Raw genomic sequence first — 24,621 nt, 5'->3', positions numbered from 1 at the left:
ATCCCGGCGCTGACTAAGTCAGGACCCGAATGAGCGAACACGAAACTTATTGCGGCTTTGTCGCGATTGTAGGCCGGCCTAACGTCGGTAAATCAACCTTACTGAACCAACTGCTGGGGCAGAAGGTCTCGATCACCTCACGCAAGCCGCAAACCACGCGCCACCGCATTATGGGCATTCACACTGAAGGCGCTTATCAGGCGATCTACGTGGATACGCCCGGGCTGCATATGGAAGAGAAGCGGGCGATCAACCGCCTGATGAACCGTGCTGCCAGCAGCTCAATTGGCGATGTGGAGCTGGTGATTTTCGTCGTGGAAGGCACGCGCTGGACACCGGATGATGAGATGGTGCTCAACAAACTGCGCGATGGCAAAGTGCCGGTGGTGCTGGCGGTGAACAAGGTGGATAACATTCAGGATAAAAGTATCCTGCTGCCGCACCTGCAGTTCCTGAGTCAGCAGATGAATTTCCTCGATATCGTGCCGATCTCTGCTGAGAATGGCAAAAATGTCGATACCATCGCAGCGATTGCCCGCAAGCGCCTGCCGCTGGCAGAGCATCACTTTCCGGAAGACTACATTACCGACCGCTCACAGCGCTTTATGGCTTCAGAGATCATCCGCGAAAAGCTGATGCGTTTCCTGGGCGCCGAGCTGCCTTACTCCGTCACCGTGGAGATTGAACAGTTTGTCGCTAACGATCGCGGCGGCTATGACATCAACGGCCTGATCCTGGTGGAGCGCGAAGGCCAGAAGAAAATGGTGATTGGCAACAAAGGGTCAAAGATCAAAACCATCGGTATCGAAGCGCGGCGTGACATGGAAGAGATGTTTGAAGCCAAAGTGCACCTCGAACTTTGGGTGAAAGTAAAATCGGGCTGGGCAGATGACGAACGTGCGCTGCGCAGCCTGGGCTACACAGACGATCTGTAACTGATGGAAGGCTGGCAACGCGCGTTTGTGCTGCATAGTCGCCCTTACAGCGAAACCAGCCTGCTGCTCGATCTCTTCACGGAAAGTCAGGGACGCGTCCGCGTGCTGGCTAAAGGCGCGCGCTCGCGCCGTTCTCAGCTGAAAGGCACCCTGCAGCCTTTTACGCCGCTGCTGGTGCGCTGGGGCGGACGCGGCGAAGTGAAAACGCTGCGTAACGCCGAAGCGGTGTCACTGGCGCTGCCGCTCAGCGGTATCACGCTCTACTGCGGTCTCTATGTCAATGAACTGCTGTCGCGCGTGCTGGAGCAGGAGATCCCCTTTTCTGAGCTCTTCTTCGATTATCTGAACTGTATCCAGGAACTGGCTGCCGGCACGGCCTCGCCGGAACCGGCGCTGCGCCGGTTTGAGCTGGCGCTGCTCGGGCATCTTGGCTACGGCGTCGATTTTCTGCACTGCGCCGGCAGCGGCGAAGCGATTGATGACGCCATGACCTACAGCTACCGCGAAGAGAAGGGCTTTATCGCCAGCCTGGTGCTGAACCAGCGCAGTTTTACCGGTCACCAGCTGCGCGCCATTGAAGCGCGCAGTTTCCCCGATGCCGACAGCCTGCGGGCAGCCAAGCGCTTTACGCGCATGGCGCTGAAGCCCTATCTCGGCGGCAAACCGCTGAAGAGCCAGGAGCTGTTTCGCCAGTTTATTCCAAAGAAGAAACCCGATGCGCCGCAGGCGTAGCGGCGGTCATACCACCTGAACGTATCATCGCGATACACTGCACTGACATTGGACAAAGAGAAGCGTAGTTATGGCTGAGTTGCTGTTAGGCGTCAATATTGATCATATCGCTACCGTACGTAACGCGCGTGGCACCCACTATCCCGATCCGGTACAGGCGGCTTTTGTGGCCGAACAGGCGGGTGCTGACGGTATCACCGTGCATCTGCGCGAAGACCGCCGTCATATCACCGATCGCGATGTGCGTATCCTGCGCGATACCATTCAGACGCGGATGAACCTGGAGATGGCGGTCACGGATGAGATGATCGCCATCGCCTGTGACATCCGGCCGCACTTTGTCTGTCTGGTGCCGGAGAAGCGTCAGGAGGTGACAACGGAAGGTGGACTGGACGTCGCGGGCCAGCAGGCGGGCGTCAGCGCAGCGGTACAGCAGCTGTCTGAAGCGGGCATACTGGTGTCACTGTTTATCGATGCCGATCGCCGGCAGATTGATGCGGCCGTTGCCAGCGGCGCCCCCTATATCGAAATTCATACCGGCGCGTACGCCGAGGCACCGGAAGGGCCGGTGCGTGACGCTGAGCTGCTGCGCATTCGTGAAGCGGCGCACTACGCGGCTTCCCTGGGACTGAAAGTCAACGCCGGCCACGGACTGACCTATCACAACGTACAGCCGATTGCGGCGCTGCCGGAGATGCATGAGCTGAATATCGGCCATGCCATTATCGGGCGGGCGCTCTTCAGCGGGCTGGCAGAAGCGGTGAGCGAAATGAAACAGCTGATGCGGGAAGCGCGGCGCTGATGGCGATCCTCGGTCTTGGCAGCGATATCGTGGAAATTGAGCGCATCGCCGGCGTCATCGAACGATCCGGCGATCGCCTCGCGCGCCGCGTACTGAGCGACGCAGAGTGGCAGCAGTATCAGGCGCATCAGCAGCCGGTGCGTTTTCTGGCCAAGCGTTTTGCCGTTAAAGAGGCGGCGGCCAAAGCGTTTGGCACCGGGATCCGGGGCGGGCTGGCGTTTAATCAGTTTGAGGTATTCAACGATGCGCTGGGGAAACCGGGTCTGCGCTTTTTTGAGCAGGCGAGCATCATTGCAGAGCGGCTTGGCGTGCAGCGCGTGCACGTGACGCTGGCTGATGAGCGCCACTACGCCTGCGCCACGGTGATTATTGAGGACTGATGTTCGTCCTCAGTACGGATGCAGCTGCACAAATTTTTCCCACAGCGCGTCGCGGCTTTCGGCGCGCTGTGGGTCACTGATAATTGCGTTGTCGATAGGGCAGACGCTCTGACAGGTTGGGGTTTCATAGTGCCCCACGCACTCGGTGCAGCGCGCCGGATCGATTTCATATATCGCCTCACCCAGCGCGATAGCCTGATTGGGACACTCCGGCTCACACATGTCGCAGTTAATACATTTCGCCGTAATCAGTAACGCCATTCTTTATGTCCGTTAATCCTTAATAAATGCGCGGTCATTATAGGCCGGTTTAACGCTTATATCAGCTTTTTCACCAGTGCTTCACTGTGGCGGATGTGGCTTGATGCCCGCTCCGGATCGTGCTGCACCAGCGCCATAAACAGTAAATCCGTCAGGGCCAGCTGTGCGCTGGTTGAGGAGATGGCCGCGCTGCGCGTGCTCTGCTCCTCTGCAACGGTATAGAGACAGATGGAGGCGCACTGCTGCAGCGCGTTCGGCGTAAAACCGGTAAACGCCACCACATCAGCCCCGATAGCGGCCGCTTCCTGTGCCGCCAGATTAATTTCACGCCGTTCGCCGGTGTAGGAGATGGCCAGCAGGACATCGCCAGGCGCCATCGCCTGTACGCTGGCGAGCAGGGCGTGCATATCCTGCTCAGCCACCGCATTAATGCCGATTTTCATCAGTTTCCAGGAGAAATCTTTCGCCACCAGGCCAGACGCGCCGATGCCCACCAGCAGAATGCGGTTGGCATTCTTCAGCAGATGCAACGTCTCCATCAGTTTCTCTTCGCTGTTGATATCCAGCGTAGCGCGGATCGCGGAGATCTTTTCAGTCAGCAGCTTCTCACCTACGGTTTTCAGTGGATCGTCACTGAGAATATGGTTATGCACGGTGATCGCATCGCGATCCGCCAGCGATTCACTCAGCGCCAGCTTCAGGGCCGGAAATCCTTTATAACCCAGCTTCTGCGCAAACTTCACCACGCTCGACTGGCTGACGCCCGCTTCTTCAGCCAGCTTTTGTGAGCTGAGATGGCGCGCCCGATCGGGCTGTGACAGTAAAAAGTCAGCCAGCCGGCGCTCATTCAGCGCCAGCCGGGGATAGAGCTGGCGGATTCGCAGCAGTGAACTCATGTTCGATCCTTACTCCCGGTTTCATAGCATGCCGCAGGTTACCTCTCTGCCGCACGCGCAGTAATAGTGAATACTCCGTGCCACCAAGAATAAACTATTCAGTGGGCTTTGTAGCTAGCGGAATTAAAAATCACAGCTTCGCTAAGCGCGGTTGCTGGCTACACTGTAGAGCAGCAACTGATTTAAAAAAGGAGAGAGGTTTGACACAGGACTCGCAACGCCGCGTCGTATTTTTCGACCTGGATGGCACGCTGCATCAGCAGGATATGTTTGGAACCTTTATGCGCTTTTTGCTGCGCCGGCAGCCGCTGAATCTGCTGCTGGTGGTTCCGCTGCTGCCGGTTATCGGGCTCGGGCTGCTGGTTAAAGGCCGGGCAGCGCGCTGGCCAATGAGTCTGCTGCTCTGGGCAATCACGTTCGGGCACAGCGAAACGCGCCTGCGCGCGCGTGAAGCGGAGTTTGCGCAGTGGTTCCGCGAGCGGGTAGTGGCGTTTCCGGTGGTGCAGCAGCGCCTGACAGATTACCTGCAGAGTGACGATGCCGATGTCTGGCTAATTACCGGCTCACCGCAATCACTGGTGGAGCAGGTCTATTTCGATTCCGCCTTTCTGCCGCGTGTGAAACTGATCGCCAGCCAGATGCGGCCAGGACGCGGCGGACGCGTGCTGGCAATGCGCTGCCTCGGCCACGAAAAGGTCGCGCAGCTGGAAGAGCAGATTGGCACGCCGCTGCAGCTTTACAGCGGCTACAGCGACAGCAAACAGGACAACCCGCTGCTGTTTTTCTGTCAGCATCGCTGGCGCGTAACACCGCGTGGCGAACTGCAGCAGCTGGAGTGAATCGCGCGGCGTTTTTGTCTATAATGCGCCGCCTTTTCATTCTGCAGGAGTTACCCGGTGAAACCACAAACTGATGAATACTGGATGCGTCACGCGCTGCAGCTGGCGCAGCGTGCCCGGGAGCAGGGTGAGGTGCCGGTCGGGGCTGTACTGGTGCAGGGAGAGCGGATCATAGGGGAGGGCTGGAACCGGCCCATCGGCCAGTGCGATCCTACCGCACACGCGGAGATCATGGCGCTGCGCCAGGGCGGTAAAGTGCTGGATAACTACCGCCTGCTGGATACCACGCTCTATGTCACGCTGGAGCCGTGCGTCATGTGTGCCGGTGCCATGGTACACAGCCGCATTACCCGGCTGGTTTACGGCGCAAAAGATGTCAAAACCGGTGCGGCCGGTTCACTGCTGGACGTGCTGGGGCATCCGGGGATGAATCATCAGATCGAGATCGCCTGCGGCGTGCTGGCGGAGGAGTGCGCCGGCATGCTGAGCGACTTTTTTCGTATGCGACGCGAGCAGAAGCGCGCGCTGCGTCAGGCACAGCGCGCAGATTAATTCATGGCGATTTTGGGCTCAACCGCCGGATAACCGGCGCCCAGCTCCGCTTCCAGCGCTGAACGCTGCGCCAGGCGCCGCTCCTGCTCCTGCAGATAGCCCACCAGACTTAGCTGATACTTACGGATATTCTCCACGTAGTTATACGCTTCGTGCCCGCGCGCATAGCCATAGGCGGTTTGCGCGTAGTAGCGCTTCTGACTGAGCATCGGCAGGCGCAGCTTCACATCAGCCCAGCTGTCAGGGTTGCCGCCCTGTTTCGCCGTCAGCCGGCGCACATCGAGCATGTGCGCATATCCCATGTTATAGGCCGCCAGCGCAAACCAGATGCGCTCGTCGTCAGGCACGCTCGCCGGCACTTTATCCATCATACGCTGCAGATACTCACTGCCGCCGCGAATGCTCTGCTCCGGGTCAAGCCGGTCATCAACATTAAGGCTATCCGCCGTGTTACGCGTCAGCATCATCATGCCGCGCACGCCGGTGGGTGAGGTCGCCTGCGGATTCCAGTGCGACTCCTGATAGGAGATCGCCGCCAGCAGACGCCAGTCCATGCTGGCAGAATACTTTTTAAACAGCGGTTTGATATCCGGCAGCGTATTGTCAATCGCGCGCAGGAAGGTGCGGGTATCGACATAATCAAATGTGCCAACGTGACCGAGGTATTTCTCCTCCAGTCGCGCCATCGTGCCTTCTTCACCCATCTGGCTGTAAAAATCGAGCATGGCCGCGTTAAGGCTGCTGTCATCATTGCGCGGCAGATACCAGGTCACCGGCTCTTCATCGGTGATATCAAAGGCGACCGCCAGCTGCGGGTGAATACGCTGCAGCAGGCCCACGGTAACCGAGTCGCCTACCGTGTAGTCAAGTTTGCCGTCAGCCACCGCCTCCAGCAGCGCTTTCTGTCCCTGATCGGTGGCGATTGCCCAGTCGAGATCGGGATAGCTGTTGGCTTTTTCTGTCCGCAGCGTTGAGAGATAAGCTGAGCCGGACTGCACCACCAGGCGGCCTTTCAGGTCGCCCAGCGTGCGCGGACGCGGTTTATCGATACGGTAAACCAGCTGCTGCGACACCGAATAGTAGCTGGGGCCGGCCTGATAGTGCGCCAGACGCTCGCTGTTATAGATAAGCCCGGCGGCGAGCAGATCGGCTTTTCCCTCATCGAGATCGTCAAACAGATCGCCCAGGCTGGGCCGCACAGTGACCTCCAGCCTGACGCCGAGGTAGTCTGCAAAGCGTTTTGCCAGCTCGTAATCCATGCCAGCCGGTGCCTGGTTGATGGTGTAATACGTCAGCGGCGAATTGACCGTACTGATGCGTAACACGCCGCGTGATTTGATCGCTGTCAGCGCGTCCCGATCGCCCCCGTACCAGGGGATTGCCGGCCATAGCGCCAGCGCCAGCAGCACGGTGATCAGACCGATGAACAGATAATTTAATTTTAGGCGTTTCAAATGGTTGTCTCTTAATGGCTCACAGGCCTCTGTCCTTTAAAGGCAGTATTGGTATTGTTTTTTACTCCCAGAGCGAGGGGCATTTTGCGCAACAAAGCGAAACAGGGCAACTCATATAGCAGGTTTTGCGCAAAATTCAGGCAAATCCCGTATGGCAGTTTTTCTGCGCAAACGGTTTCGTTACCTGCGCGCTTTCTCTATAATACCGCCCGTTTTCCCTGTTGCGCCCAATGAAGCGTCGCCCGGCGCTTCGAAGACGAGAGATCTTTAATGATGGAAATTCTGCGTGGTTCGCCCGCTCTGTCAGCATTTCGTGTAAACAAACTGCTGACCCGCTTTCAGAACGCTCATCTGCCGGTGAGTGATATTTACGCCGAGTATGTCCATTTTGCTGATGTTGCTGCACCGCTCAGCGCGGATGAACACGCCCGCCTGCAGCGCCTGCTGAAATATGGCCCTTCTCTCGCTGAACATGCGCCTCAAGGGCGTCTGCTGCTGATTACGCCGCGTCCTGGCACTATCTCTCCCTGGTCATCGAAAGCCACGGACATTGCTCACAACTGCGATTTGCCGCAGGTTAAACGCCTGGAGCGCGGCCTGGCGTTCTATGTTCAGGCGCCGCAGCTGACAGAAACGCAGTGGCAGCAGCTGGCTGGCCTGCTGCACGATCGCATGATGGAGTGCGTATTCAGCGACCTGCAGGCAGCAGAGCAGCTGTTTGCTCATCACACACCGCAGCCGCTGCAGAGCGTTGATGTGCTGGGAACCGGACGTCAGGCGCTGGAGCAGGCGAATACCACGCTGGGGCTGGCGCTGGCAGATGATGAAATAGACTATCTGCTGGATGCTTTTACCCGTCTGGGTCGCAACCCTAATGACATTGAGCTCTATATGTTTGCGCAGGCGAACTCAGAGCACTGCCGTCACAAAATTTTCAACGCTGACTGGATCATTGATGGCGAAAAACAGCCCAAATCGCTGTTTAAAATGATCAAGAATACGTTTGAGCAGCATCCCGATCACGTGCTGTCAGCCTATAAAGACAACGCTGCCGTGATGGAAGGATCAGACGTTGGTCGCTTCTACGCTGATGCACAGCAGGGCGAATACGCTTTCCATCAGGAAGCCGCGCATATTCTGATGAAAGTAGAGACGCATAACCATCCCACCGCTATTTCTCCCTGGCCGGGTGCTGCGACCGGCTCGGGCGGTGAAATTCGCGATGAAGGCGCAACCGGGCGTGGCGCCAAACCGAAAGCGGGTCTGACCGGCTTTTCCGTTTCCGATCTGCGCATTCCGGGCTTTGAGCAGCCGTGGGAAGAGGATTTCGGCAAGCCGGATCGTATTGTTACCGCTCTGGATATCATGACTGAAGGTCCGCTGGGTGGCGCAGCGTTTAACAACGAATTTGGCCGTCCGGCGCTGAACGGTTACTTCCGTACCTATGAAGAGCAGGTTAACAGTCATAACGGCGTTGAACTGCGCGGCTACCATAAGCCAATCATGCTGGCAGGCGGTATCGGTAATATTCGTGCAGACCACGTGCAGAAAGGCGAGATTGTCGTGGGGGCCAAACTGATCGTCCTGGGCGGGCCGGCGATGAACATCGGCCTCGGCGGCGGTGCAGCGTCATCCATGGCCTCCGGTCAGTCAGATGCCGACCTCGATTTTGCGTCAGTGCAGCGCGACAACCCGGAAATGGAGCGCCGCTGTCAGGAAGTGATCGACCGCTGCTGGCAGCTGGGCGAAGCCAACCCGATTCTGTTTATCCACGACGTCGGCGCGGGCGGTCTCTCTAACGCTATGCCTGAGCTGGTCAGCGATGGCGGACGCGGCGGTAACTTCAATCTGCGCGACATTCTCAGCGATGAACCTGGCATGAGCCCGCTGGAAGTGTGGTGTAACGAGTCGCAGGAGCGCTATGTGCTGGCCGTGGCGCCAGAGAAACTGGCGCTGTTTGATGAGCTGTGCCAGCGCGAGCGCGCCCCGTATGCGGTGATTGGTGAGGCTACCGAAGAGCAGCACCTGTCGCTGAGTGACAGCCATTTTGACAACAAGCCCATCGACATGCCGCTGGATGTTCTGCTGGGCAAAACGCCTAAAATGACGCGTGATGTCACGCGGCAGCAGGCAAAAGGCGATGCGCTGCAGCGTAGCGGCATCACAATTGCTGATGCGGTTAACCGCGTGCTGCATCTGCCTGCGGTGGCTGAGAAAACGTTTCTTATCACCATCGGCGACCGGTCGGTGACCGGTATGGTGGCGCGCGATCAGATGGTCGGACCCTGGCAGATCCCGGTTGCGAACTGCGCCGTGACCACGGCCAGCCTCGACAGCTATCACGGCGAAGCCTTTGCCTTAGGTGAGCGCGCGCCGGTCGCACTGCTGGATTTTGCAGCCTCCGGGCGTCTGGCAGTAGGCGAAGCCCTGACTAACCTGGCTGCTACTGCAATTGGCTCGCTGAAGCGCGTGAAACTGTCCGCGAACTGGATGGCAGCAGCGGGACACCCGGGTGAGGATGCCGGCCTGTATGAAGCGGTTAAAGCCGTTGGTGAAGAGCTCTGCCCGGCGCTGGGGATCACTATTCCGGTTGGCAAAGACTCAATGTCGATGAAAACCCGCTGGCAGCAGGGCAATGAGGAGCGTGAAATGACCTCGCCGCTCTCGCTGGTGATCACCGCTTTTGCGCGCGTGGAAGATGTCCGGCGTACCGTAACGCCGCAGCTGCAGGCGGATCAGGATAACCTGCTGCTGCTGGCAGACCTCGGCAACGGAGCCAATACGCTGGGTGCAACCGCGCTCTCGCAGGTCTATCGTCAGCTGGGCGATAAGCCGGCTGACGTGCGCGATGCCGCACAGCTGGCGGGCTTCTTTAATGCTATCCAGACGCTGGTCAGCGAACAGAAGCTGCTGGCCTACCACGACCGTTCCGACGGCGGCCTGCTGGTGACGCTGGCAGAGATGGCCTTTACCGGCCACTGCGGTGTTGAGGCGGATATCGCTGCGCTGGGCAGCGATGCGCTGGCGGCGCTGTTCACCGAAGAGCTGGGCGCGGTGCTGCAGATTAACGCAGCCGATCTGGCGGCGGTAGAGCAGGTATTTGCTGACCACGGTTTGCGCAGCGCGCTGCACGTGATTGGCAAGGCGCTGCCGGGCGACCGTTTTGTGATCCGCGCCGGCGAGCATCCGGTCTACAGCGAAAGCCGCACAACGCTGCGTACCTGGTGGGCCGAAACCACCTGGCAGATGCAGCGCCTGCGTGATAACCCGGCCTGTGCCGATCAGGAGCATGAAGCGAAGCAAAACGACAGCGATCCGGGTCTGAACGTTCAGCTGACCTTCCGTCCGGAAGAGGATGTGGCTGCACCGATGATCGCCACAGGCGTGCGTCCGCGCATCGCCGTACTGCGCGAGCAGGGCGTTAACTCGCACGTTGAGATGGCAGCCGCATTCCATCGCGCCGGCTTTACCGCCGTGGATGTGCACATGAGCGATCTGCTGGCGGGCCGTCGCGGTCTGGAAGAGTTCCATGCGCTGGTGGCGTGCGGCGGCTTCTCTTACGGTGACGTACTGGGTGCCGGCGAAGGCTGGGCAAAATCGATTCTGTTTAACGGGCGCGTGCGCGATGAGTTTGAAAACTTCTTCCATCGTCCGCAGACGCTGGCGCTGGGGGTCTGCAACGGCTGTCAGATGATGTCAAACCTGCGCGAAGTGATCCCCGGCAGCGAGCTGTGGCCGCGTTTTGTGCGCAATCAGTCTGAGCGTTTTGAGGCGCGTTTCAGCCTGGTGGAAGTGGCGGCCAGCCCGTCGCTGCTGCTGGAAGGGATGGCGGGTTCACGCATGCCGATCGCGGTATCGCACGGTGAAGGCTTTGTTGAAGTGCGTGATGGCGCCCATCTGGCCGCGCTGGAAGCAAAAGGCCTGGTCGCACTGCGCTTCACGGATAACTTCGGTAACGTGACCGAAAACTATCCGGCTAACCCGAACGGCTCGCCAAATGGCATCACGGCGGTGACGAACGAAAGCGGTCGCGTCACGATCATGATGCCGCATCCGGAGCGCGTCTTCCGCACCGTCAGCAACTCCTGGCATCCGGCGGAGTGGGGTGAAGACAGCCCGTGGATGCGTATTTTCCGCAATGCGCGTAAACAGCTGGGCTGATCTGCATTTCGCAGCAGGCAGATAAAAGAAACCACAAAGCCGCCGCAGGGCGGCTTTTTTGCAGGATTCAGGGCACGTGTCGCGATATACCGACAAATGAGCGACTGCACTGTCGCTATCAGGCGACACTTAACGCCCTGATTTTTATAATTAAGAAAAAACCTGATGAAATGCGTCGCTAAGCAGAGACACTTCTGCGCCGTCAGCAGGCTGCTTTCGTGATCCGGACGCCATTTTCCCTGGTGTAACTCTGATAAATAAAGAGTTTTAAAAAGTGGCACGATAGTTGCTATAATCAGCGCGTGGCTCATTCGCCTGTCTGTGATTGCCCCGTACTTTACGGCAGAGCTCACAGAACCCTGAATGACGCACCAAACGGAGCCTGCCGTCCACCTGACCGATAATCGCCTGCATTGCAGCGTTATCAAGCATCGGACGTAACGTTGAGTTAGGCTCCACCTCTTCTGAGCGGCAGACCTTCGGGTCTGCCGTTTGCATTTCCGGCTTTCTAAGCGCGCCAGAGTTAGCTAGCATGCCTGCAGCACCCTATTTGCGAGAGCGCGGCAGTATGAGATGGCGTCTGTTTCCCCGATCCCTGCGACAACTGGTCCTGATGGCATTTTTACTGGTGCTGCTGCCGCTGCTGGTGCTGGCGTGGCAGGCGTGGGAAAGCCTGTCAGCGCTCAGTAATCAGGCCGCCGATACGAACCGCAATACCTTTACCGACGTGCGGCGCAGCGAGGCGATGGCCCGCACCGCGCTGGAGCTTGAACGCAGCTATCGTCAATATTGCGTACTGGGTGATGCTGCGCTGATAAAACTCTATACCACGCAGTGGACCCGCTACGGGCAGATGCTGAACAGCCATGCGGCCAGTCTGCCGGAACTGCCCACCTTTACTCTGTTGCGCGGCACGCTGCCGCAGCTCGCCACAGCCGCCTGCGAAAATGGCACGCCTTCGGCGTCCGGGGCCGCTGCGCTGGATCGCTTTTCGGACGCTAACGCGCGTATGGTACAGGCGACGCGCGAGGTGGTGTTTTCCCGCGGGCTGCAACTGCAGCGTGATATCGCCGAGCGCGGCCAGTTCTTTGGCTGGCAGGCGCTGATCCTGTTTCTGATTACATTGATGCTGGTCCTGCTGTTTACCGGCATGATTATCGGACCGGTAAAGCGTGTGGAGCAGATGATCAACCGGCTGGGAGAAGGGCAGTCGCTGGAAAACAACGTCAGCTTTCGCGGACCGCGTGAGTTGCGCTCGCTGGGACAGCGTATTGCGTGGCTTAGCGAGCGGCTGAGCTGGCTGGAGGCGCAGCGACATGAGTTTTTACGTCATCTTTCGCATGAGCTCAAAACGCCGCTCGCCAGCCTGCGTGAAGGTACCGAGCTGCTGGCCGATGGCATTGCCGGGCCGCTTAATGCAGAGCAGCAGGAAATCGTCGCTATTCTGGACAGCAGCAGCCGCCATCTGCAGCGCCTGATTGAACAGCTGCTGGATTACAACCGCAAGCTGAACGAGATGCCGCTCAGCCCGGAACCGGTCGCACTGGATGCGATCGTGACTGCTGTGACCCGCATACATTCCCTGCCAGCCAGCGCCCGGCAAATAAAAACGCACGTTGATCTGCAGGCCACCTCCTGTCTGGCAGAAGCGACACTGCTGCAGCGCGTTATTGACAACCTCTACTCGAACGCCGTGAACTATGGGCGTGAATCCGGTAACATCTGGCTGCGCAGCCAGCAAAAAGGCGATCGGGTGTGGATTGACGTAGCGAACAGCGGTATCCCGATCCCGCCAGAGGAGCAGGCGATGATCTTTGAACCCTTCTACCAGGGCAGCCGGCAGCGGCAGGGGCCCGTAAAAGGCAGCGGTCTGGGCCTGAGCATTGCGAAAGATTGCCTGCGTCGCATGCAGGGCGATCTGCAGCTGGTCAGCCACAAAGAGGCAGATGTCTGCTTTCGCATTATTTTACCCGCCAGCGCCAGGAAGCCTGAATCATGAAACGCCTTATCAGACACGCACTTCTGAGCGTACTTATTTTGAGTGGCGTGAGCGCCTGCCAGCCGCATGCGGTGCCTGTGCCACAGCGTGAGCGGGTGAGCGTTGCTGAGCCCGCTACCCGGCTGCCTGACTACCTGACGACCGCCTGTCAATACGTATGGCCTGCGGAAACCTCAGCGGCGGTAAATAATCCGCTTTACTGGCAGCGTGCGATTGATTGCAGTGAACGTTTTACGGCCACGGAGGCCCGCGCGGAGGCGCGCCGCTGGCCGGTGCAGAACTGGGCGCGTGCCTTTAAGCAGGGCATCCTGCTGGCGAACGGTAACGTAACGCCGGTTGAGCGCCGGCAGTATATTGCCACGCTCGACAGCTACAGCGCAGACTTTCCCGCAACGGTACGTCCGCTGATCCAGCTGTGGCGCAGTAACCAGGCTGCACAGCTGGAGCTGAGCGCGGCGCGCAGCCGCTACAGCGCGCTGCAGCAGAGTCACGATAGCGAACTGGATGCCCTGCGTCATCAGCAGACCCGGCTGCATCAGGCGCTGAACGACACCCAGCGCAAACTGGAGCGGCTGACCGACATTGAACGCCAGCTCTCAGCGCGTAAAGCGCCGGACAGCAACGATAGCCCGCACAGTGAGGGCGAAACGCAGAGTGAGGAGCAGCCATGAGTTCACGCGCCCGTTTACTGCTGGTGGATGATGACCCCGGCCTGCTGAGGCTGCTCGGTATGCGTCTCACCAGCGAAGGTTTTCAGGTCGCTACCGCCGCCAGCGGAGCTGAAGCGCTGCGTCAGCTGCAGAAAGAGCCGGCTGATGTGGTCATCAGCGATTTGCGGATGGATGAGATGGACGGGCTGGCGCTGTTTGGCGAAATTCAGCGACGTCATGCCGGGCTGCCGGTAATTATCCTGACCGCGCACGGTTCCATACCCGATGCGGTGTCGGCCACGCAGCAGGGCGTATTCAGTTTTCTTACCAAGCCGGTAGATCGCGACGCGCTGTATAAAGCGATTGATGAGGCGCTGGCGTTGCGTGCCCCGGTCAGTGACGACCGGTGGCGTGAAGCGATTGTCACCCGGAATCCGCTGATGCAGCGGCTGCTGGAGCAGGCGCATATGGTGGCACAGTCGGATGTCTCCGTGCTGATTAATGGTCAGAGCGGCACCGGGAAAGAGGTGCTGGCACAGGCTATCCATGCTGCCAGTCCGCGCGCCGCAAAACCGTTTATCGCCATTAACTGCGGCGCACTGCCGGAGCAGCTGCTGGAGTCAGAGCTGTTTGGTCATGCGCGGGGTGCGTTTACCGGTGCGGTCAGCGCGCGCGAAGGATTATTCCAGGCAGCAGAAGGCGGCACGCTGTTTCTGGATGAGATTGGCGATATGCCGCCGGCGCTGCAGATTAAACTGCTGCGCGTGCTGCAGGAGCGTAAGGTGCGTCCGCTGGGCAGTAACCGGGATGTGGAGATCAACGTCCGTATTCTTTCTGCTACCCACCGCGACTTGCCTAAAGCGATGGAAAAAAAGAGTTTTCGGGAAGATCTCTATTACCGGCTTAATGTCGTGAATCTGAAGATCCCGGCGCTGCACGAGCGCGCTGAAGATATTCCGCTGCTGGCTAATCACTTACTGCGTCAGGCAGCCGAGCGCCATAAACCCTTTGTACGCAGCTTCTCCGCGGGTGCGATGAAGCGACTGGTCAGCGCCAGCTGGCCGGGTAATGTCCGTCAGCTGGTTAACGTGACTGAGCAGTGCGTCGCGCTGACCGTTGCACCCGTCATTGGCGAGGCGCTGGTGGAGCAGGCGCTGGCGGGTGAGAACACCGCGCTGCCCACCTTTGCTGAGGCGCGCAATCAGTTTGAACTTAATTATCTGCGCAAGCTGCTGCAGATGACCAAAGGCAATGTTACGCATGCCGCGCGTCTTGCTGGACGCAACCGTACCGAGTTCTATAAGCTACTCTCTCGTCATGAGCTGGATGCCAGCGACTTTAAAGCGTAGTTTGCCGCGTCACCGGCGCCGTTAGCGATATATACTTTCTGTTATCCGTCCGTCATGGAGGGAGCAAAAAAGGGATCTGCGATGAAAAAGATCGATGCAATTATTAAACCATTTAAACTTGATGACGTGCGTGAAGCGCTGGCGGAAGTCGGCATCACCGGGATGACGGTGAGCGAAGTCAAAGGCTTCGGACGTCAGAAAGGCCACACTGAACTCTATCGTGGCGCAGAATATATGGTCGATTTTCTGCCTAAGGTAAAAATCGAGATGGTCGTGGGCGATGATATCGTTGATACCTGCGTAGAAACCATCATGAAAACGGCGCAGACCGGCAAAATCGGCGACGGTAAAATTTTCGTGTTTGACGTGGCCCGCGTGGTGCGCATTCGTACCGGCGAAGAGGATGAAGAGGCGATCTGATCGTCTGCTCTGCATTACAGTAAAAGCCTGCCAGCCGCAGGCTTTTTTATTGTTGCGGTTACAGCACCTTATGCGGGCCGAAAACCTCATAGTGGATACGGTCCGTGGTGACGCCTGCGTCCAGCAGCTGGCGAGCAACAAACTGCATAAACGGCAGCGGGCCGCAGAGCCAGAACTCACGGTCCGGCTGGCTCAGTTCCGCTGAGACGCAGGCCAGATCCATCACACCCCCGGCATCATACTGACCGGCATCGTCGCTGGCAGGCTGGCGATACCAGACATGGCTGCAAAAATGCGGCAGGGTGGCTCCCAGCGTTGCGACCTCCTGCGCAAAGGCGTGCTGCGCGCCATTTTCCGCCGCGTGCAGCCAGGTTACGGCTGCCGGATGCTGCTGCTGCGCCAGCACGGCGAGCATCGCTAACATCGGCGTCTGGCCCACGCCCGCTGAGATCAGCGTGACGGGCGTCGCTGGCTCTGTCTGCAGCACGACATCACCCGCCGGCGCGCTGCACTGCACAATATCTCCTACCCGGGCGCAGTCGTGCAGCCAGCCGGACACGGTGCCGTGCGCTTCACGTTTGACCGCAATTCGATAGCCTTTGCCGTCAGGCGCGTGCGTCAGCGAGTACTGACGATGCTGCATAAATCCATTTTCTGTCAGACGCAGGCTGAGCGTCAGGTATTGTCCCGGCAGGAAACCGGCTACCGGCTGTCCGTCATTGGGCACCAGCTCCAGACTGGTGATCACGCTGCTCTCCGGCGTGATACGGCGGATACGGAAATCACGCAGGCCACGCCAGCCACCGGTTTTCTGTTCTGATGCCTGGTAAATGGCTTCTTCGCGCTGAATAAAAACCTGTGCCAGCAGCGCATACGCTTTGCCCCATGCCGCAAGCACCTCATCCCCGGGGTTCAGCTGCTCCTTAATGGTATCCAGCAGCGTCGCACCGACCAGATCATACTGTTCAGGCCGGATATTCAGGCTGGCGTGCTTCTGCGCAATTTTTTCTACCGCCGGCAGCAGTGCAGGTAAATCTTCCAGGTGGGTGGCGTAAGCGCAAATCGCATTAAACAGGGCTTCACGCTGATCGCCGCTGCGCTGGTTATTCATATTAAATACGTTTTTCAGTTCAGGGTGATCGTTCAGCAACTTGTGGTAAAAACAGCCGGTAAGAGCAGGCCCCATCTTTGCAATAGCGGGCACAGAAGAGTGAATAGTCGCGATAGTCTGAGCGTCAAGCATGGTGTGTTCCTCAGCGGATAACTTAAAAAGATGCATTTTAAATGCATCTTATGATGCGCGCGTCCGGCTGTAAACCGGATGCAACGGGTTTTATCGCAAAGCGGATCCATATTCCGTGCGATTCAGGCTTATCTTTCGGACCCTCACGCCATTTTTTTGCGCATCGCTGAAGCGTAAAAAAGCCGTTCCAGCGGCCTGCCAATCGTTTGCGTAAAAAGAGCGCCCTGGCGCTATCGTCCCCTGGCAAAACCGTTTACACTGTTGGCCTTCGCCCCTAAGCGGGGGCTTAAATTGCCGTTAAAGTTGCTGAGTCAGGAGATGCGGATGTTAAAGCGTGATATGAACATTGCCGATTATGATGCCGATTTGTGGCAGGCTATGGAGCAGGAGAAAGTGCGTCAGGAAGAGCATATTGAACTGATCGCTTCAGAAAACTACACCAGCCCGCGCGTTATGCAGGCGCAAGGTTCACAGCTCACCAATAAATACGCGGAAGGGTATCCGGGCAAGCGCTACTACGGCGGCTGTGAATATGTTGATATCGTTGAGCAGCTGGCTATCGACCGTGCAAAAGCGCTGTTTGGTGCAGATTTTGCCAACGTTCAGCCTCACTCTGGTTCTCAGGCAAACTTTGCTGTTTACACTGCACTGCTGCAGCCGGGCGACACCATTCTCGGGATGAATCTGGCGCACGGTGGTCACCTGACCCACGGTTCACCGGTCAACCTCTCTGGTAAACTTTACAACGTTATTCCCTATGGCATCGATGAAACCGGCAAAATCAACTATGACGAACTGGCCGAACTGGCACAGACGCATAAGCCAAAAATGATCATCGGCGGTTTCTCTGCTTACTCCGGCGTCTGCGACTGGGCAAAAATGCGTGAAATCGCTGACAGCATCGGTGCCTGGCTGTTTGTGGATATGGCTCACGTAGCAGGCCTGGTGGCGGCTGATGTGTATCCTAACCCGGTTCCGCATGCGCATGTCGTTACCACGACTACGCACAAAACGCTGGCGGGTCCGCGTGGCGGCCTGATTCTGGCGAAAGGTGAAGATGAGGATCTGTTCAAGAAGCTCAACTCTGCTGTTTTCCCTGGCGGACAGGGCGGCCCATTGATGCATGTCATCGCTGGCAAAGCTGTGGCATTCAAAGAGGCGATGGAGCCGGAGTTCAAAACCTATCAGCAGCAGGTCGCTAAAAACGCTAAAGCGATGGTGGAAGTCCTGCTGGAGCGCGGTTACAACATCGTTTCCGGCGGTACGTATAACCATCTGTTCCTGATCGATCTGGTGAGCAAAGGCCTGACCGGTAAAGAAGCGGATGCCGCGCTGGGACGTGCAAATATCACCGTGAACAAAAACAGCGTGCCAAACGATCCGAAAAGCCCGTTTGTGACCTCTGGCGTGCGCATCGGTACACCAGCGGTAACCCGTCGCGGCTTCAAAGAGGCGGATGTGCGTGAGCTGGCTGGCTGGATCGCTGACGTGCTGGATGATGTGAATGACGAAGCCACCATCGAACGCACCAAACAGAAAGTGCTCGATATCTGTGCCCGTCTGCCCGTTTATGCCTGACAGGTTTTAACGGATGAAAAAAGGATGGCTCCGGCCATCCTTTTTTATTTGTGTGCTTTCCACCGCTTAGCGCACAATTGATCCGCTCTGCGGGTTTATTTTTGGCCGGTGCTTTGCCACAGTAGCGCCCAAATCGCAGTCAGTGGCGCGCGCCACAGGAGAGAGCATGACCATCGCATCAGCCAGGTGGCTGGGACTGAGCTATTTCACCTACTTTTTTTGCTACGGCATCTATTTACCTTTCTGGAGTGTCTGGCTGCAGGGCAGCGGCCTGGATGCGGAAAAAATCGGCCTGCTGCTCGGTTGCGGCATGGTGGCTCGTTTCGCCGGCAGTCTGCTTATCGCCTCGCAGGTTAAAAATCCGGCGCAGCTGATTGTCGCGCTGCGGCTGCTGGCGCTTCTGACCGCACTGTTCGCCCTCGGCTTCTGGTTCGGCGGTCAGTGGCTCTGGCTGCTGCTGGTCATGGTGGGATTCAATCTGTTTTTCTCCCCGCTGGTGCCGCTGAGCGATGCGCTGGCGGCCACCTGGACGCGCCAGATTGGGCTGGCCTACGGCCCGGTGCGGCTATGGGGATCGCTGGCGTTTGTCATCAGCTCGGCGCTTACCGGCATGCTGGTCAGCGCTTACTCTTATCAGGCGATTTTGCTGCTGCTGAGCCTGGGCGTGATGGCCATGCTGAGCGGTATGCTGCTGCCACCGCAGACGCGTCCGCAGGGTGATGCGCGACAGGGTGCCAGCGGAGGCTGGGCAGCGTGGCGCGACCTGCTGCGGGAAAACAGCGTCTGGCGTTTTATGATCTGCGTTACGCTGCTGCAGGGCGCACATGCCGCCTATTACAGCTTCAGTGCCATCTGGTGGCAGCAGGCGGGCTACTCTGCCTCTGTGGTGGGGTATCTGTGGTCGCTTGGCGTGGTGGCGGAGATCGTGGTGTTTGCACTCAGCAGCCGGTTATTCAGACGCTGGAGCGCGCGCGATCTGCTGCTGCTTTCCGGCGTCTGCGCACTGATCCGCTGGACGCTGCTCGGGGCCACGACCGCGCTGCCGCTACTGGTTGTTGCTCAGATCTTGCACTGCGGCAGTTTTACTGTCTGTCATCTGGCGGCGATGCGCTTTATCGCTGCACGCAAAGGCACAGAGGTGATCCGCCTGCAGTCGCTCTACTCGGCGCTGGCAATGGGCGGCGGCATCGCCGTGATGACCATGATCTGCGGCGTCCTGTTTGCACATCTGCAGGGGCATCTGTTCTGGGTGATGGCACTGGTTGCGCTGCCGGCGCTGTTCCTGCGCCCTGCAGCTCAGAACTCCAGCAACTGAAGAATGCGCTGCTGCTGATGATCGCTCAGCGGCAGCTCTGCGTGGATCAGCGGCGGCGAAAAGAGCGGCAGCGAAATGGCATAGGGGGTGACCACCAGCGCCACATCGCGCGGTGCACCCTCACGCTGAAAGTGCAGCATATCCTGATAGGTAATATTGATCGGCAGCAGCGTCATGTCGCGCAGCTGCTGCTCCAGCAGCTGCTCCAGCGCAGCGTCCACGCCGGTCAGCAGCAGAACCTGCTTCTCCTGCAGCGCACTCTCCTGCATCATCCAGGCACCAAACAGCACGGCGACCAGGCTTGTCTCCTCGGCGCTGAACTGCGTGCCAAAGTCGCTGCTGAAATGGTACAGCGCGCGCTCGGTGGTGCGCATCAGTCGCGGATAGAGCCGCGCCACATCCAGCGCAACGCTGTTATCTATGCCAATCGAGAAATGGCTGCGGTCCAGCGCCTGCGCCAGGTGGGTATAGAGCTGTATCTTTAACTCATGCTGGTTGCGGATGCGCGTTTTTGCCAGCTGCTCAAAGCGCGCAATCAGCGCCTCTGTGGCGCTCATCAACCGGCGCGCCTGTGGCGCACTCAGCTGCGTGGCATCAGGGGCGTGGATCAGGCTGAACAGCAGCGTCCAGAAGTCGGTTTCGCTGGCATCAGGCATCAGGTGGCAGCGTTTCTGCCAGTGGTGGATAACATCATCTGCTGCGATACGCTCGGCTTTCTCTGACAGCCAGCTGCGCTGGCGCTCATTGAACAACGCCGCCTGACGTTGACAAAGGGCATATTTCATAAAAATAAGCAGAAAAAGCCGATCGCGTGGAGAGAAGTTGCGCATCAGCCGCAGGCTGCAGTGCTGGATCAGCGCCTGCAGGTTGATCTCATCCCACAGCGCTTTTTCAATCTTCAGCACTTTAAGCCGCTGGCGCAGTGCAGGAACAAAATGGTCGCAGACAAACGCCTGCGACAGACGCAGGGCGCGTCGCAGCCAGTGGATCAGGCAGAGTCTTCTGTCCAGTTCCGTACCGTGAATGCGAAAGCTGCCATCCACCATCTGATGTAGTTCCAGCTGATGAAAGCGCTGTATCTCATCACCCACATCCGCGATATCCTGACGGGCAACCGCAGGATCAACGCCGTTCAGCTGGCACAGTTTTTCGAGCGTCAGGGCGGGAGCGGGCAGAAATAACAGCAGTAACAGATGGCAACGTCGCTGGGAACGGCTGAAGAGTGGTGCTGTAGCAGGCGCAAAACTCATCACGTATTTTATCCGCAGCTCATTTTTCAGCTAAGAATAGCTAATATCGCGCTGAAATTACGCCATCAGTACAGACTTTTACTCAGAGCTTCAGGGCGGGTCACAGTTTTTTTCGGACCACGTAAACCTTTACCTTATAAATTGTTACTTTATAACATATGAAAATTGCGCTTTTACTGGTTACGCTGTTTTTCTCCGCTGCAGGTGCCTGTCATCCGCACAGTTTTATTGCGATGAAAGCAGAGCTGACAGGCGAAAACGATCGGCTGACCGGCATAAAAATGGTCTGGACGATGGATGAAATAACCTCCGCTGACCTGCTGTATGACGCCGGAAATGCTGAACCGGGTGACGTGGTATGGAAAAAGCTGGCGGCTCAGGTCATGGCTAACGTGCTGGGCCAGCACTATTTTACCGAGCTGTGGCAAGCGAAAACGCGGGTGAAATTTCTCAATCTGCCACAGGAGTATCATTTGTCGCGTAACGGACATAAGGCCGTACTGGAATTTATTATGCCGCTGGGCGAGCCGCAGCCGCTGGCCGGAAAGCGTTATCGTATGCTGACGTTTGACCCCAGCTACTTTGTTGATATGCAGTATGAGAATGCGCAGGATATTGCCATGGATGAGAATGTAAAGGCGCACTGCCAGCTGGCACTGACTACACCCCAGCCGGATGCTTCGCTGCAGCAGTATGCGCTCTCGCTGGATAAAGCTGACGCGCCGCCGGAAGAGATGGATCTGGGCCGACAGTTTGCTCAGACGGTGACGCTGATATGTCGCTGAATACCTCGCTTTCAGTCCGGCGTCGCTGGCCGCTGCCCGCCGCCGTAATGCTGCTGCTGGTCGCGATGCTGCTCTGGCACGCCTGGCCGCAGATCCTGCTGCAGAGTGTACTCTGGCAAAAAGTGCTTAATCAGGCAATGACACAGCTGCTGCAGCAGGTGGCGGCACAGCCACATCAGGCAGGGCTAACATTATTGCTGCTGAGCCTGGCGTATGGCGTGCTGCACGCGCTGGGGCCGGGACACGGTAAAGTGGTGATCGCCACTTTTTTAGCGACGCACCCGACACAGTTACGCACCAGCATCCGGCTGACTCTGCTGGCTGCACTGCTGCAGGGCGGTGTGGCGGTCGCTCTGGTCACGCTGATGCTGGTGGTACTGCAGACCTCATCGCGCCAGCTTCATCTCAGCAGCTACTGGCTGGAAAAAGGGAGTTATCTGCTGGTGATAGCGCTGGGTGGGTGGCTGGGCTGGCGTGCCGTGCAATCGCTGCGGTCAGCCCTGCGTCCGGCAGCAGGCGGGCAGATCCACGCGGTACATCCGCAGCATCAGCATGAGGCAGGTTGCGCGTGTGGTCATGCGCATGTGCCGGATGCGCGTCAGCTGGCACAGGCGGTGGACGTCAGGACGCAGCTGCTGCTGGTGCTCTCAATGGGGCTGCGCCCCTGTTCCGGAGCGCTGATGATGCTGTTATTCGCGAAAGTGATTAATGTCTATCTGTGGGGCGTGGCCGCCGCGCTGGCGATGGCGCTGGGTACCGCACTGACGGTCTCGCTGCTGGGCATTGTGGTTCAGCGTTCACGCCTGCTGGCCGCCAGGGTGAGCCGGTCAGCATCGGATCAAAAACGAACCGCCATCCTGATAGCGCTATTGATGTTACTGGGCGCCATCGCACTGATTCTGGCCGGACTGCTTTTGTGGCAGAGTGCACTACCCGCTGCCGGCGGCGGCCTGCGACCTTTTTAACGTGCTCCATAATAAACATCCGGACGCGTGTAATCGCCCGGATGTTTACGCTTCTTCTGTCTGAGAAAAATATCCTGCTGCCCGGCGCTGGTGTAATTAGCATTCTCTGTCTACGCTAAATGACATCAGCTGAGAATTTACTTTTTTAAAATAAACTTTTATCAGTCGTCGTTTTTGCGAGGAAAATACCATGCCTGAAATCCGGACTCATAATGGCATCACGGATACCGTGACCGATACACATACGGGCCTGCCGTTAAAGCGCATTTCCTGGAGTGCAATATTTGCAGGGGTTATTGCTGCGCTTATTGTTCATATATTACTGGGAGTATTAGGAACGGCAATTGGTGCCACGACCATTGATCCGCAGCAGGAGCAGAATCCTCTGGAGCATCTTGGCACGGGCGCACTGATCTGGACCGGTGCCAGCATGCTGATTGCAATGGCGGTAGGTAGCTATATCGCCGGCCGTCTGGCACAGCGTGAAGGTGCACTGCATGGTTTACTGATGTTTGGTGTCAGCACGCTTATTACTCTGTGGCTGGCCTTTTCACTGGCGAGCGGTATTATTGGCGGCGCCTTTAATATTCTGGGTTCAGGTGTAAACGCACTGGGTAATGGTATTTCTTCTGTTGCGCCTTCGCTAACCAATATGGCGAAAGAGAAACTGCAGGAAAATAATATTAACCTCGACGATCTGCAGAATGAGCTGGAAACCACGCTGCGCCAGACCGGCAAGCAGGAATTACAGCCAGAAAATCTGCAGCAGGATGCAAATAGCGAAGCAAACAACGCTGAAAATCAGGCAAAAAATACGGCACAAAATCCGCAGAATGCGGATGCCGATCTGAGCAACTGGTTTAAAGGTGTGCTGAGCCGTCATTCTGATACGCTGCAGGCTGCTGATCGCGATGCGCTGAAAAATATCATCAAAGCGCGTACCGGTAAGAGCGATCAGGAAGCAGAGCAGATTGTTAACCAGGCAGAGCAGAGCTATCAGCAGGCAATGCAGAAGTATCAGCAGCTGAAGCAGGAAGCGGAGCAAAAAGCGCGTGAAGCTGCAGAACAGGCTGCCGCTGCTACAGCGAAAGCAAGCTGGTTTACCTTCATCATGCTGATTATCGAAGCCGTACTGGCCGCGATTCTGGGTGGTGTGGGTCGCCGCACTCAGCCACGTCAGGTGTTAACGCACGAACGTCGTTAATCCGTACCTTCAAAAAAGGCGGCCCGTGGGCCGCCTTTTTTTTGCTTAGCGCTTCAGCGCTTCGCTCAGCTCTTCGCGCATGTTAGCCAGCATGGCTTTCACAACGCGCGGGTTACCGGCTACAAGATTACCTGAGTGCAGGTAACCGTGGTTGCCGGTGAAGTCGGTAACGAGACCGCCAGCCTCACGTACCAGCAGTTCGCCCGCGGCAAAATCCCATGGCTTCAGGCCAATCTCAAAATAACCATCTACGCGGCCTGCTGCCACATAAGCCAGATCCAGCGCCGCTGAACCGCTGCGACGGAAGTCTGCGCACTGGGTAAACAGTTTGCCAACAATGTTGATATACGGCGTAGCGTGCTGCTTGACCTTGAACGGGAAGCCGGTTGCCAGGATAGTGCCATCCAGATCGCGGGCGTTGCTGCCGCGCAGACGATAGCCATTCAGCTGTGCACCCTGACCGCGTACGGCAGTGAAGAGTTCATTACGCATTGGATCGTAAACCACGGCCACTTCAGTACGGCCTTTAATGCGCACGGCAATAGAGACGGAGAAGTGTGGCAGACGTTTGATGAAGTTGGTGGTGCCATCCAGCGGATCGATTACCCATTGAATGTCCTGATCCTCACCCGCCAGCTCACCGCTCTCTTCGGTGATGATGGTATGTTGTGGGTAAGATTTACGAATCACTTCGATAATCAGGCGTTCTGCGTCGCGGTCAACATTCGTAACGAAGTCGTTGCTGCCTTTCTGGCTGGCTTCGACAGCGTCCGGGGTTTCGTAATTTTTGGCAATTAAATTTCCGGCCTTGCGCGCTGCGCGCACGGCGATGTTGAGCATCGGATGCATCG

At 57.8% G+C, this 24,621-nt stretch carries 22 protein-coding genes; 16 read left to right on the top strand and 6 right to left on the bottom strand.

Annotation, left to right across the window (positions count from 1 at the left end):
• Positions 1-29 precede the first annotated feature (29 nt).
• The 4 genes from era (at position 30) to acpS (ending at position 2,849) form a co-directional block, all read left to right on the top strand.
• Positions 30-935 (top strand): GTPase Era, encoded by a 906-nt coding sequence (gene era, locus SB719_RS15075; RefSeq protein ID WP_304234006.1) that lies wholly within the window; start codon positions 30-32, stop codon positions 933-935.
• Between the two features lie 3 nt (positions 936-938).
• Positions 939-1,667, top strand: a complete 729-nt coding sequence (recO, locus tag SB719_RS15070) for a DNA repair protein RecO (protein ID WP_065648658.1) — start codon at positions 939-941, stop codon at positions 1,665-1,667.
• A gap of 70 nt (positions 1,668-1,737) precedes the next feature.
• A complete protein-coding gene (pdxJ, locus tag SB719_RS15065; RefSeq protein WP_065648659.1) occupies positions 1,738-2,469 on the top strand; it encodes a pyridoxine 5'-phosphate synthase in 732 nt (243 codons plus the stop codon).
• Complete coding sequence (gene acpS, locus SB719_RS15060; RefSeq protein ID WP_039379688.1) at positions 2,469-2,849, top strand: holo-ACP synthase; 381 nt, start codon at positions 2,469-2,471, stop codon at positions 2,847-2,849. The genes pdxJ and acpS overlap by 1 nt, the downstream gene beginning before the upstream one ends.
• A 9-nt stretch (positions 2,850-2,858) precedes the next feature.
• On the opposite strand, the gene SB719_RS15055 is transcribed toward acpS, so the two are convergent.
• Together SB719_RS15055 and SB719_RS15050 are read right to left on the bottom strand one after the other, a co-directional pair.
• Positions 2,859-3,110: a YfhL family 4Fe-4S dicluster ferredoxin gene (locus SB719_RS15055; protein ID WP_314685943.1), complete on the bottom strand. Its 252-nt coding sequence runs from the start codon at positions 3,108-3,110 to the stop codon at positions 2,859-2,861.
• Between the two features lie 56 nt (positions 3,111-3,166).
• Positions 3,167-4,006 carry a MurR/RpiR family transcriptional regulator gene (locus SB719_RS15050; RefSeq protein ID WP_039379683.1) on the bottom strand — a complete coding sequence of 280 codons (840 nt, stop codon included), beginning with the start codon at positions 4,004-4,006 and terminating at the stop codon, positions 3,167-3,169.
• Between the two features lie 200 nt (positions 4,007-4,206).
• Here SB719_RS15050 and yfhb point away from each other — a divergent pair, with 200 nt between their 5' ends.
• Positions 4,207-4,845: a phosphatidylglycerophosphatase C gene (yfhb, locus tag SB719_RS15045; RefSeq protein ID WP_065648661.1), complete on the top strand. Its 639-nt coding sequence runs from the start codon at positions 4,207-4,209 to the stop codon at positions 4,843-4,845.
• Positions 4,846-4,902: 57 nt separating this feature from the next.
• Entirely contained in the window at positions 4,903-5,397 is a 495-nt protein-coding gene (gene tadA, locus SB719_RS15040) for a tRNA adenosine(34) deaminase TadA (RefSeq protein ID WP_075050724.1), read from the top strand.
• Here the strand turns inward: tadA and mltF are convergent.
• Positions 5,394-6,851 (bottom strand): membrane-bound lytic murein transglycosylase MltF, encoded by a 1,458-nt coding sequence (gene mltF, locus SB719_RS15035; RefSeq protein WP_065648663.1) that lies wholly within the window; start codon positions 6,849-6,851, stop codon positions 5,394-5,396. The two genes, tadA and mltF, sit on opposite strands and share 4 nt — an antisense overlap.
• A gap of 270 nt (positions 6,852-7,121) precedes the next feature.
• Here mltF and purL point away from each other — a divergent pair, with 270 nt between their 5' ends.
• The 5 genes from purL to glnB all read left to right on the top strand — a co-directional run bounded on the left by purL (position 7,122) and on the right by glnB (position 15,430).
• On the top strand, positions 7,122-11,012 hold the full coding sequence (gene purL, locus SB719_RS15030) for a phosphoribosylformylglycinamidine synthase (RefSeq protein ID WP_293006058.1): 3,891 nt from the start codon (positions 7,122-7,124) through the stop codon (positions 11,010-11,012).
• Positions 11,013-11,580: 568 nt separating this feature from the next.
• Complete coding sequence (locus SB719_RS15025; RefSeq protein ID WP_304233991.1) at positions 11,581-13,011, top strand: sensor histidine kinase; 1,431 nt, start codon at positions 11,581-11,583, stop codon at positions 13,009-13,011.
• Positions 13,008-13,682 carry a two-component system QseEF-associated lipoprotein QseG gene (gene qseG / locus SB719_RS15020; RefSeq protein WP_065648667.1) on the top strand — a complete coding sequence of 225 codons (675 nt, stop codon included), beginning with the start codon at positions 13,008-13,010 and terminating at the stop codon, positions 13,680-13,682. Before SB719_RS15025 ends, qseG begins: the two co-directional genes overlap by 4 nt.
• A complete protein-coding gene (gene glrR, locus SB719_RS15015) occupies positions 13,679-15,010 on the top strand; it encodes a two-component system response regulator GlrR (protein WP_065648668.1) in 1,332 nt (443 codons plus the stop codon). The genes qseG and glrR overlap by 4 nt, the downstream gene beginning before the upstream one ends.
• An 81-nt stretch (positions 15,011-15,091) precedes the next feature.
• Positions 15,092-15,430, top strand: coding sequence for a nitrogen regulatory protein P-II (gene glnB / locus SB719_RS15010; protein WP_007886217.1), 339 nt, complete (start codon positions 15,092-15,094; stop codon positions 15,428-15,430).
• 58 nt (positions 15,431-15,488) lie between these two features.
• On the opposite strand, the gene hmpA is transcribed toward glnB, so the two are convergent.
• The gene (gene hmpA, locus SB719_RS15005) at positions 15,489-16,673 is read right to left on the bottom strand and encodes an NO-inducible flavohemoprotein (RefSeq protein WP_065648669.1); all 1,185 of its coding nucleotides are present in this window, start codon (positions 16,671-16,673) and stop codon (positions 15,489-15,491) included.
• A gap of 324 nt (positions 16,674-16,997) precedes the next feature.
• Between hmpA and glyA the strand changes: the two genes are divergently transcribed.
• Positions 16,998-18,251 carry a serine hydroxymethyltransferase gene (gene glyA, locus SB719_RS15000; RefSeq protein WP_065648670.1) on the top strand — a complete coding sequence of 418 codons (1,254 nt, stop codon included), beginning with the start codon at positions 16,998-17,000 and terminating at the stop codon, positions 18,249-18,251.
• A 166-nt stretch (positions 18,252-18,417) separates the two neighbouring features.
• Positions 18,418-19,566, top strand: a complete 1,149-nt coding sequence (locus SB719_RS14995; RefSeq protein ID WP_065648671.1) for a 3-phenylpropionate MFS transporter — start codon at positions 18,418-18,420, stop codon at positions 19,564-19,566.
• On the opposite strand, the gene csiE is transcribed toward SB719_RS14995, so the two are convergent.
• Positions 19,548-20,816, bottom strand: a complete 1,269-nt coding sequence (gene csiE / locus SB719_RS14990) for a stationary phase inducible protein CsiE (RefSeq protein WP_065648672.1) — start codon at positions 20,814-20,816, stop codon at positions 19,548-19,550. The genes SB719_RS14995 and csiE overlap by 19 nt on opposite strands.
• 158 nt (positions 20,817-20,974) lie before the next feature.
• Here csiE and SB719_RS14985 point away from each other — a divergent pair, with 158 nt between their 5' ends.
• From SB719_RS14985 to SB719_RS14975, 3 genes are all read left to right on the top strand, one after another.
• Entirely contained in the window at positions 20,975-21,601 is a 627-nt protein-coding gene (locus SB719_RS14985) for a DUF1007 family protein (protein ID WP_304233937.1), read from the top strand.
• Positions 21,592-22,566, top strand: a complete 975-nt coding sequence (locus tag SB719_RS14980) for a nickel/cobalt transporter (protein WP_293006068.1) — start codon at positions 21,592-21,594, stop codon at positions 22,564-22,566. Before SB719_RS14985 ends, SB719_RS14980 begins: the two co-directional genes overlap by 10 nt.
• Positions 22,567-22,756: 190 nt before the next feature.
• On the top strand, positions 22,757-23,770 hold the full coding sequence (locus tag SB719_RS14975; RefSeq protein WP_065648675.1) for a TIGR04086 family membrane protein: 1,014 nt from the start codon (positions 22,757-22,759) through the stop codon (positions 23,768-23,770).
• A gap of 45 nt (positions 23,771-23,815) precedes the next feature.
• Here SB719_RS14975 and suhB read toward each other — a convergent pair whose 3' ends face one another.
• Positions 23,816-24,619, bottom strand: a complete 804-nt coding sequence (suhB, locus tag SB719_RS14970) for an inositol-1-monophosphatase (RefSeq protein WP_065648676.1) — start codon at positions 24,617-24,619, stop codon at positions 23,816-23,818.
• Positions 24,620-24,621: the final 2 nt, after the last annotated feature.

It is taken from the genome of Pantoea sp. SIMBA_079 (assembly GCF_046940275.1).
Lineage (GTDB): Bacteria > Pseudomonadota > Gammaproteobacteria > Enterobacterales > Enterobacteriaceae > Pantoea > Pantoea borealis.
Note: the sequence above shows the minus strand (reverse complement) of the source record. Positions and strands in the feature narration are given on the sequence as shown.

Excerpts from the sequence above, each read along its gene's own strand:
- suhB (WP_065648676.1), bottom strand. The coding sequence starts at position 24,619 with ATGCATCCGATGCTCAACATCGCCGTGCGCGCAGCGCGCAAGGCCGGA.
- SB719_RS14985 (WP_304233937.1), top strand. The coding sequence starts at position 20,975 with ATGAAAATTGCGCTTTTACTGGTTACGCTGTTTTTCTCCGCTGCAGGT.
- era (WP_304234006.1), top strand. The coding sequence starts at position 30 with ATGAGCGAACACGAAACTTATTGCGGCTTTGTCGCGATTGTAGGCCGG.
- pdxJ (WP_065648659.1), top strand. The coding sequence starts at position 1,738 with ATGGCTGAGTTGCTGTTAGGCGTCAATATTGATCATATCGCTACCGTA.
- purL (WP_293006058.1), top strand. The coding sequence starts at position 7,122 with ATGATGGAAATTCTGCGTGGTTCGCCCGCTCTGTCAGCATTTCGTGTA.
- csiE (WP_065648672.1), bottom strand. The coding sequence starts at position 20,816 with ATGAGTTTTGCGCCTGCTACAGCACCACTCTTCAGCCGTTCCCAGCGA.
- acpS (WP_039379688.1), top strand. The coding sequence starts at position 2,469 with ATGGCGATCCTCGGTCTTGGCAGCGATATCGTGGAAATTGAGCGCATC.
- glyA (WP_065648670.1), top strand. The coding sequence starts at position 16,998 with ATGTTAAAGCGTGATATGAACATTGCCGATTATGATGCCGATTTGTGG.
- recO (WP_065648658.1), top strand. The coding sequence starts at position 939 with ATGGAAGGCTGGCAACGCGCGTTTGTGCTGCATAGTCGCCCTTACAGC.
- SB719_RS15025 (WP_304233991.1), top strand. The coding sequence starts at position 11,581 with ATGAGATGGCGTCTGTTTCCCCGATCCCTGCGACAACTGGTCCTGATG.
- hmpA (WP_065648669.1), bottom strand. The coding sequence starts at position 16,673 with ATGCTTGACGCTCAGACTATCGCGACTATTCACTCTTCTGTGCCCGCT.
- qseG (WP_065648667.1), top strand. The coding sequence starts at position 13,008 with ATGAAACGCCTTATCAGACACGCACTTCTGAGCGTACTTATTTTGAGT.
- SB719_RS14995 (WP_065648671.1), top strand. The coding sequence starts at position 18,418 with ATGACCATCGCATCAGCCAGGTGGCTGGGACTGAGCTATTTCACCTAC.
- SB719_RS14980 (WP_293006068.1), top strand. The coding sequence starts at position 21,592 with ATGTCGCTGAATACCTCGCTTTCAGTCCGGCGTCGCTGGCCGCTGCCC.
- glnB (WP_007886217.1), top strand. The coding sequence starts at position 15,092 with ATGAAAAAGATCGATGCAATTATTAAACCATTTAAACTTGATGACGTG.
- SB719_RS15050 (WP_039379683.1), bottom strand. The coding sequence starts at position 4,006 with ATGAGTTCACTGCTGCGAATCCGCCAGCTCTATCCCCGGCTGGCGCTG.
- SB719_RS15055 (WP_314685943.1), bottom strand. The coding sequence starts at position 3,110 with ATGGCGTTACTGATTACGGCGAAATGTATTAACTGCGACATGTGTGAG.
- glrR (WP_065648668.1), top strand. The coding sequence starts at position 13,679 with ATGAGTTCACGCGCCCGTTTACTGCTGGTGGATGATGACCCCGGCCTG.
- SB719_RS14975 (WP_065648675.1), top strand. The coding sequence starts at position 22,757 with ATGCCTGAAATCCGGACTCATAATGGCATCACGGATACCGTGACCGAT.